General features: G+C 33.1%; 8 protein-coding genes. 3 read left to right on the top strand and 5 right to left on the bottom strand.

Annotation, left to right across the window (positions count from 1 at the left end):
• Positions 1-64: 64 nt before the first annotated feature.
• The 3 genes from tig to G6CMJM_RS01415 are packed head-to-tail and all read right to left on the bottom strand — an operon-like array spanning position 65 to position 3,576.
• On the bottom strand, positions 65-1,357 hold the full coding sequence (gene tig, locus G6CMJM_RS01425; RefSeq protein WP_129718705.1) for a trigger factor: 1,293 nt from the start codon (positions 1,355-1,357) through the stop codon (positions 65-67).
• A 43-nt stretch (positions 1,358-1,400) separates the two neighbouring features.
• The gene (locus G6CMJM_RS01420; RefSeq protein WP_129718704.1) at positions 1,401-1,988 is read right to left on the bottom strand and encodes a TrmH family RNA methyltransferase; all 588 of its coding nucleotides are present in this window, start codon (positions 1,986-1,988) and stop codon (positions 1,401-1,403) included.
• Complete coding sequence (locus tag G6CMJM_RS01415) at positions 1,978-3,576, bottom strand: FAD-binding oxidoreductase (protein WP_129718703.1); 1,599 nt, start codon at positions 3,574-3,576, stop codon at positions 1,978-1,980. The genes G6CMJM_RS01420 and G6CMJM_RS01415 overlap by 11 nt, the downstream gene beginning before the upstream one ends.
• Before the next feature lie 77 nt (positions 3,577-3,653).
• Between G6CMJM_RS01415 and G6CMJM_RS01410 the strand changes: the two genes are divergently transcribed.
• The 3 genes from G6CMJM_RS01410 to G6CMJM_RS01400 all read left to right on the top strand — a co-directional run bounded on the left by G6CMJM_RS01410 (position 3,654) and on the right by G6CMJM_RS01400 (position 5,879).
• Positions 3,654-4,481, top strand: coding sequence for a zinc dependent phospholipase C family protein (locus tag G6CMJM_RS01410; RefSeq protein ID WP_129718702.1), 828 nt, complete (start codon positions 3,654-3,656; stop codon positions 4,479-4,481).
• Positions 4,482-4,485: 4 nt separating this feature from the next.
• Positions 4,486-5,064, top strand: coding sequence for a 16S rRNA (guanine(966)-N(2))-methyltransferase RsmD (gene rsmD / locus G6CMJM_RS01405; protein ID WP_129718701.1), 579 nt, complete (start codon positions 4,486-4,488; stop codon positions 5,062-5,064).
• A gap of 71 nt (positions 5,065-5,135) precedes the next feature.
• Positions 5,136-5,879 carry a hypothetical protein gene (locus G6CMJM_RS01400; RefSeq protein ID WP_129718700.1) on the top strand — a complete coding sequence of 248 codons (744 nt, stop codon included), beginning with the start codon at positions 5,136-5,138 and terminating at the stop codon, positions 5,877-5,879.
• Between the two features lie 86 nt (positions 5,880-5,965).
• On the opposite strand, the gene rpsG is transcribed toward G6CMJM_RS01400, so the two are convergent.
• Complete coding sequence (gene rpsG / locus G6CMJM_RS01395; RefSeq protein ID WP_129718699.1) at positions 5,966-6,445, bottom strand: 30S ribosomal protein S7; 480 nt, start codon at positions 6,443-6,445, stop codon at positions 5,966-5,968.
• A 2-nt stretch (positions 6,446-6,447) separates the two neighbouring features.
• Positions 6,448-6,858: a 30S ribosomal protein S12 gene (gene rpsL, locus G6CMJM_RS01390; protein WP_129718698.1), complete on the bottom strand. Its 411-nt coding sequence runs from the start codon at positions 6,856-6,858 to the stop codon at positions 6,448-6,450.
• Positions 6,859-6,922: the final 64 nt, after the last annotated feature.

Raw genomic sequence — 6,922 nt, 5'->3', positions numbered from 1 at the left:
TAAATAAAACAAGGTTTAATACCTTGTTTTATTTATGTTTTAAACTGCAACTACTAATAGTATATTATTTTTTACTATTTAGTTCTACTAATCTATCAATAGCTTTTTCTGTTAGGATTTGATTAGCAATATCTCTTTTAATATCTTCACTTTCTAATTGTTTTAAAGCTTCTTTATTGCTGCCGTATTGAGCTTTAAGTTGTTCTAGGCGTTTTTCAACTTCAACTAAATCACTTTCTATTTTTTCAACTTTAGATAGCTCAGCTAGCGCAAGGCCAGCTTTAACGCGTTCCTCAGCAACCTTTTTAACCTCGTTTTCTAACCACTCTTCCCGAGTTTTGCCCATTCTTTCTAAGTATTGGTCAAGTGATAGACCAGAATACATTAGGTTTCTTTGCATATCCATTTCAATATGGCTTTGTTGATCTTGCAATAGAACTGATGGCACTGGAATTTCTGACTTTTCAGCAAGCTCGCGTACTAGCTCATCTTTAAACTTTTCGTCAGCTTGTTGAGTTTTTTGAGTTAATAAATCTTCTTTAATTTGTTTTTTAAATTCTTCTAAGTTTTTAAATTCTTCGCTAAATTTTTCTTTTACAAATTCATCCGTTAATTCTGGAAAACTATTTTCTTTAACTTCATGAAGCTTAACTTCAAATACTACTTTTTGGCCAGCTAACTCTTTAGCATGGTAATCTTTAGGGAATTCTAAGTCTAAAGCAAATTCTTCACCAGCTTTTTTACCAATAATACCATCTTCAAACCCTGGGATAAATGAATTTGAGCCAAGCTCTAGTGGGAATTTTTCAGCCTTTCCACCGTCAAAAGGTTTACCGTCTTTTTTACCTAAAAAGTCGATAATAACTTCGTCACCTTTTTTAGCTTTGCGATCTACGGTTTCTTTAGTTGCAAAATTCTTTTGAATTCTTTCAATAGTTTCGGTAACTTCCTTATCGGTAACGGTAACTTTTTCTTTTTTAGCTTTTAGTTTTTTATAGTCACCTAATTTAACAGCTGGTAAAATTTCTGTTTCAGCAGTAAATTCTAGCTCGCTACCTGGTACATATTTTTTAATTTCTACTTCAGGGCGTGCTAAAGCTTTAATTTCTTCTTTCAAGAAAGCTTCTGCTACAGATTTACTTACTGCGTCTTCCATTAATTGTTCATTTAGTTTAACAGGGTCTACATTTTTAGCAACAACTTCTAATGGTGCTTTGCCTTTTCTGAAACCACTAACTTTAACATCTTTAGCTAATTTAGTAAGTGCAACCTGCTCGGCATTAGCTAAATCTTCTTTATCTAATGATATTGTTAATAAAACCTTTACTTCTGAAATATTTTCTACTTTAGTCTTCATATGCTTACATTATAACATATTATACTAGTAGTAATAAAACCCTTTAAAGCCTGTGCCTTCTGGCAAATTCATACATTATAATTCCACTAGCAACCCCTACGTTTACACTTCTAGTAGAACCAAATTGTTCAATAGCAACCATTTTGTCACAATTTTCAATCATTTCTTTAGAAAGACCATCATTTTCGTTGCCAAAAATTAAAATTGAATCTTTAGGCATTTCAGCATTATTTAATAGAATAGATCCCTCTTGGTTATCTATAGCTATTAAATGCTTACTATTAGCTTTAGACCAAGCAATAAAGCTGGTCACATCCTTATGGTGGTAAACATCTAAATAAACTTCTGTTTTCATTGCGCCTCGCCTATTCCAGTGTTTTTTACCAATAATATGCACAGCCCTAGCGTTAAAAGCGTTAGCGTTTCGCACAACCGTTCCAATATTAAAATCATGCTGGAAATTTTCAATAGCAACTTCAAACGGTGTTTTATTTGCAGCTAAATTATTTTTAATCTCTTCTATGCTTTTACCCTTATAGCCGTCTATTAAATTACGGCCATCTACACTAGCGCTCAGTGGCGTTTCTTCACTTTTAAATACAACCCTTAAAGGCTCTTTGCTATCGTCCATTGCGTACAAGTTTTATAATTTCTTTAGCGTCAACACGCCCCTTTACGCCTATATTTAAAATTTGTTTAGGGTCAAATATTGTGCGTATTTCATTAAATATTTTTTCGGTTTCCCTACTAATATTTTTACTAATAAAGTTACCAAATATACGACCCTCACCAGTACCATAAGCCATTTCACCATCAACTTTAGCAAGTAGTTTAGCTAAGTCAACAATAAACCTTAATGCTTTTTGTCTATCTGATATTTTATTGAAGTCAAATTCAGCTAAAATTTCAAAAATACATGTTAAAGCAGAACCTTGAATTGGTGCAGGAATATTGTGATATAGCGCTAGCTTTTGTAAGCCAAGATAAAATTCTTCAAAACGTTCTAATGGAATATAAACTCCTTGAATTGGATATATTTCTTCTTTAATAACTCCAGCTCTAGCTCTTAAAACTTCCCTGACGTCCCTAATAGATTCTAGTTCCGCCTTATCAACTTCACTATCATCAGGTAGCCACATAGTAGAATTATTAAAACGTCTACAAGCACTTTCTATTTTAGCCATAGTAGACCTAATTTTACGTTGGTTACGATCTGAAATACCTACTACAAGAACTAATTTTGTAGCTAAGTTTCCTTTTACCCTATCCATATAAAATTGATAATTTTTACCTGAAGCTACAGCAGATTCAAACATTTTACCGTCAAACATCTCTATAATATCAGGGTTTAGTTTTTCTATTTCCTCAATAAAGTCTCTTGCGTCATCGCGATTGGCAAAGCTGATGACAGCAAAATTAGTTTCATTAACAATAAAGTCAGTTTTAATAACAACTTCCGTAATAACTGCTAGAGTGCCTAAAGAACCAAATAAAAGTGGTATTAAACTAAAATTACCATCTTTATCTTTAACATTTTTAATTCCACTATAGCCATAACTTGCGTCACCATCTATTTCTTGAATAAGATCATAATTATCTTCTATTAAGTTATCAATACTTCTATAGATTTCACCTTCAAAATTAGTTAAAGCTAATTTTTCACTAAGCTCTTTTTTATTTAGTTTTTTAAAAGTAGCAACATCACCGTTACTTAAAATTACTGTAGCCTCTAATACGGCATCTACCATAGTGCCATAGTTATATTTTTCGCTAGGAAGATTCATAGCAATAGCACCACCAACAGTTAGGCGTTCACCTGCTGGACTTGGTAAAATAGTCATAGCCTGTGCACCAATAGCTAAATTAAGCTTTTGAAAGTTAGCGCCTGCTTCAACTTTAACGGTTTTTTCTCTAAGGTCTAGTTCTTTAATTTTATTTAAATGGCGAGAAATATCTACAACAATACCATCACTAATAGATGAACCGTCAGTACTCCCCCCATACCCTCTAGAAGTAATAGAAATTTTATGACCTTTATCAGCTAGCTGAGAAGAAAAACGCATAATCTTTTGTAGATCATCCGTAATTCGTGGAAACATTACTAAATTAGGTTGCATCCTTAAAATACTTCTATCTGTAGAGAAACTCTTTAAGCGAGCTTCTTTTGCAGATATCTCCCCTATAAGATGTCCACTAAGATATTTTGCAATTTTACTCATTAATTATAATTTTATCATAAGCAACATTACATATCAAATATTTTGCCTTAGCCTCTTAAATTTGCTAAAATTGTTGTATGTATTCTAGAGCCACTCCTTTTCAAAAAGCCGATAAAATTGCTGGAACACACCAAAAAATAGATCGTGCAGCAAGACTTGTCTTAAACGATTTAATTAAACAACATTTTAAAAATCAGCATGTGCATTTTCCTTCTATTAATGAAATTTTACGCTTTGAAGGAAATGGTGGACCTGACGGAATAAAAACAAAATCTCCCGGTAAAGATGAACCTTGGCATTTTGTAGGCCCTTACGGCGACCTATCGCAAATGTTTAATTATGTAGAAAACCATTTAGTTAATATTGCTAAAGCTTTAAAAGAAGAAAATTACGTGCGTGCTAGTTTTGAGGCGGGTTGGATGGCACATGCTATTACCGACGCCCTAACGCCAGCGCATCAATATCCTATGACCGATAAAATTATTGAGATTAGCGGAAAAACCCCTGAAGAGCGTAATAAAATTATTAAAAAAATGTTTATTTCTGGTGAAAACTGGCGTAAAAGAATTATAAATAACTGGGAATATATAGGACCTAAAGGCGTGATGAGTTCACATATGCTATATGAAATGGGTATAGCTACTATGATATCCTCTACAGCAGCTAAAAAAATCGCTAAATCACCTAGCGAAGAAGATTTAAAGCTAGTTTTAAACGGTGATTTCTTTAAAGTATTTGAACAAAAAATTAAGGCTGTAGCTGATAAAAAGTATTATGATAGATACCTTCATAAAGGATGGACGGCAACTTTAGCACTAGAAACTAAAAAAGACTTATTACCTGAAGTTGTCTCAATGGTAGCACTTGGCTGGTTTGAAGGAATACGACGTTCTAGGGAAAAATAATAAAATGAATATTCGTATTATTTCTGGTATTTTTAAAAATCATAAAATAGCGTCGCCAAATTCACGACAAACTCACCCAATGAGCGAAAGGATACGCAATGCTATTTTTAATAATATTCACCAAGATATTCATAATGCTACGGTGCTAGATGCATTTGCAGGCACAGGAGCAATTGGCCTTGAGGCACTATCTCGTGGAGCTAAAAAAGTTACTTTTATTGAAAAAAATCGCCTTGCTCAAAAAATCCTAGCAAATAATTTAGAGCAAATCACTTCAAAGAGTGATAAAGTAGGAAAAAGCCAATTAATTCGCTCTTCAGTAAATGGCTGGCTAAATTCAACTGAGAGTGAATATATAGACGGAAAATTAGATATTCTGCCTACTTTCAATATTATTTTTGCCGACCCCCCTTATTATGACCCTCAATTCCCTACCTTACAAAAACTAGCCCTAAGACTTGAAAATGATGGTTTATTTATTGTTTCTCAACCTAAAGAGCTAGAAGATATCTGCATAGAAAATTTAACTTTAATTAGCCATAAAATATATTCTGGTGCTAAAATTTTAATTTTTAGAAAATAGTTTTCTATATTTTTAAAGTTCTTATGGTAAAATAAGAGTATTATTAAAGTTAAATAAGGTTAATTTATTATATGGACGAACGAGACCAAAATATTCAAAATAATAGCCAAGCTCCAGAAATAAGTACTGATATAAGCAGAGAAAATAGCTTCAGCGCTCCAATACAAAATACTAGTTTAGGTGCAGATAATACTGTTTCTATGGAAGCTACACAAACAACAGAAACTACCCCTACTGAAAATACTAACTCTAGTGTAGAACCTTCTTTAAATAATTCTATAGTAAATAACCCTATTAATGGTATGGACAGTGGTTTATTACAAAACCCTACAGCTATAACAGAACAACCTGTAGAAAACCATCAAAATTTCCAACCAATTATTTTAGATAGGGATACACCTAAAAAATCAAAAACTGGCTTATATATAGCAATGGCTATTATTTTAGCTCTTGTTATATCTTCTGCTGCTACGGCAACATTTTTCTTACTTCAGCCTAAATCTATAATCGCTCGTTTTTATGGTAAAACTGTTTCTTGTAAGACTAATCTTTTCGGTATAAATAGTGGGTATAATGAAATGCTAAAAGTCGATAAAGATGGAAAAATATCATTTAATAATAATAAAACTTGGCAAAATACAGAAGAAGCTAAAGCAAAAATAGAAGAAAAAGATAATGTTTTAACAATTACAGTTAGTGATGGAGCTGCTAAGATAACCCTAAAAGGCCAAGATTTAAAAGATTTATCTAATTTCCCTGTAAAAGCAGAAGCTGGTGGTACATTCTCACTAGATATGCAATGTAAAGCAGAATAAAAAATCTTAAGGTAAAATTAAAAAGGAGCTGAATTGCTCCTTTTTAAGTTATTATATTACTATTAGAAAGTAATACTTTAAGTATACTAGCCTCTAGCAAAATGTGCGAATGCACGGTTAGCTTCTGCCATTCGGTGTGCATCCTCTTTCTTCTTGAAAGCTGCACCACTCTCATTGTAAGCGTCCACAATTTCTAAAGCTAAACGTTGGCTGTAAGGCATACCACTTCTAGCACGAGCTGATTGTACTAACCATGAAAATGCATAATGTAATTGACGGTGTCCTTGTACTGGGAATGGAATTTGATAGTTAGCACCACCAACACGTCGTGATTTAACTTCAAAGCTTGGTGAAACATTTTTTAAAGCTTTTTCAAATACTTCTAGTGGGTTTTCGCTATCAAGTTTTTTAGCTGCTACTTCCAAAGCTTTATATACAGCTTTTTCAGCAACTAGTTTTTTACCATCTAGCATTGATTTATTAATTAGTCTTTGAACTAAAATAGATTGGTATTTACGATCTGGTTTTAATTCTCGTTGTAATTTTCTAGTAACTTTTCGTGGCATTTCTATTTCTCCCTCTTAGCACCATATTTTGAACGACCTTGTTTTCGACCATTCACACCTTGAAGGTCTAATGCACCACGTACAATGTGGTATCGAACACCTGGAAGGTCAGGCACACGTCCACCACGTACAAGCACAACAGCGTGTTCTTGTAAGTTATGTCCTTCACCACCAATGTAAGCCCAAACTTCATGACCATTAGTTAAGCGTACACGTGCAACCTTACGCAAAGCTGAGTTAGGTTTTTTAGGTGTTTTAGTAGTAACCTTTACACATACACCTCGTTTTAGTGGTGCATTTTGTGCATAATATTTAGTTTTTAGTGCATTGTGAATGCGTCCAAGTGCTGGTGATTTTGATTTTTTAGCAGCAACTTTTCGTGGTTTTCGCACTAATTGATTAATTGTTGGCATCAATTCTCCCTTAAAAATTAATAATTTTATTTCAAAACTTTTATAGGCTGATAAGTTCCTAGAA

It is taken from the genome of Candidatus Nanogingivalis gingivitcus, from assembly GCF_004151455.1.
GTDB lineage: Bacteria > Patescibacteriota > Saccharimonadia > Saccharimonadales > Saccharimonadaceae > Nanogingivalis > Nanogingivalis gingivitcus.
This window is presented reverse-complemented; position numbering and strand designations above follow the sequence as displayed.

Excerpts from the sequence above, each read along its gene's own strand:
- rpsL (WP_129718698.1), bottom strand. The coding sequence starts at position 6,858 with ATGCCAACAATTAATCAATTAGTGCGAAAACCACGAAAAGTTGCTGCT.
- G6CMJM_RS01415 (WP_129718703.1), bottom strand. The coding sequence starts at position 3,576 with ATGAGTAAAATTGCAAAATATCTTAGTGGACATCTTATAGGGGAGATA.
- rpsG (WP_129718699.1), bottom strand. The coding sequence starts at position 6,445 with ATGCCACGAAAAGTTACTAGAAAATTACAACGAGAATTAAAACCAGAT.
- rsmD (WP_129718701.1), top strand. The coding sequence starts at position 4,486 with ATGAATATTCGTATTATTTCTGGTATTTTTAAAAATCATAAAATAGCG.
- G6CMJM_RS01410 (WP_129718702.1), top strand. The coding sequence starts at position 3,654 with ATGTATTCTAGAGCCACTCCTTTTCAAAAAGCCGATAAAATTGCTGGA.
- tig (WP_129718705.1), bottom strand. The coding sequence starts at position 1,357 with ATGAAGACTAAAGTAGAAAATATTTCAGAAGTAAAGGTTTTATTAACA.
- G6CMJM_RS01420 (WP_129718704.1), bottom strand. The coding sequence starts at position 1,988 with ATGGACGATAGCAAAGAGCCTTTAAGGGTTGTATTTAAAAGTGAAGAA.
- G6CMJM_RS01400 (WP_129718700.1), top strand. The coding sequence starts at position 5,136 with ATGGACGAACGAGACCAAAATATTCAAAATAATAGCCAAGCTCCAGAA.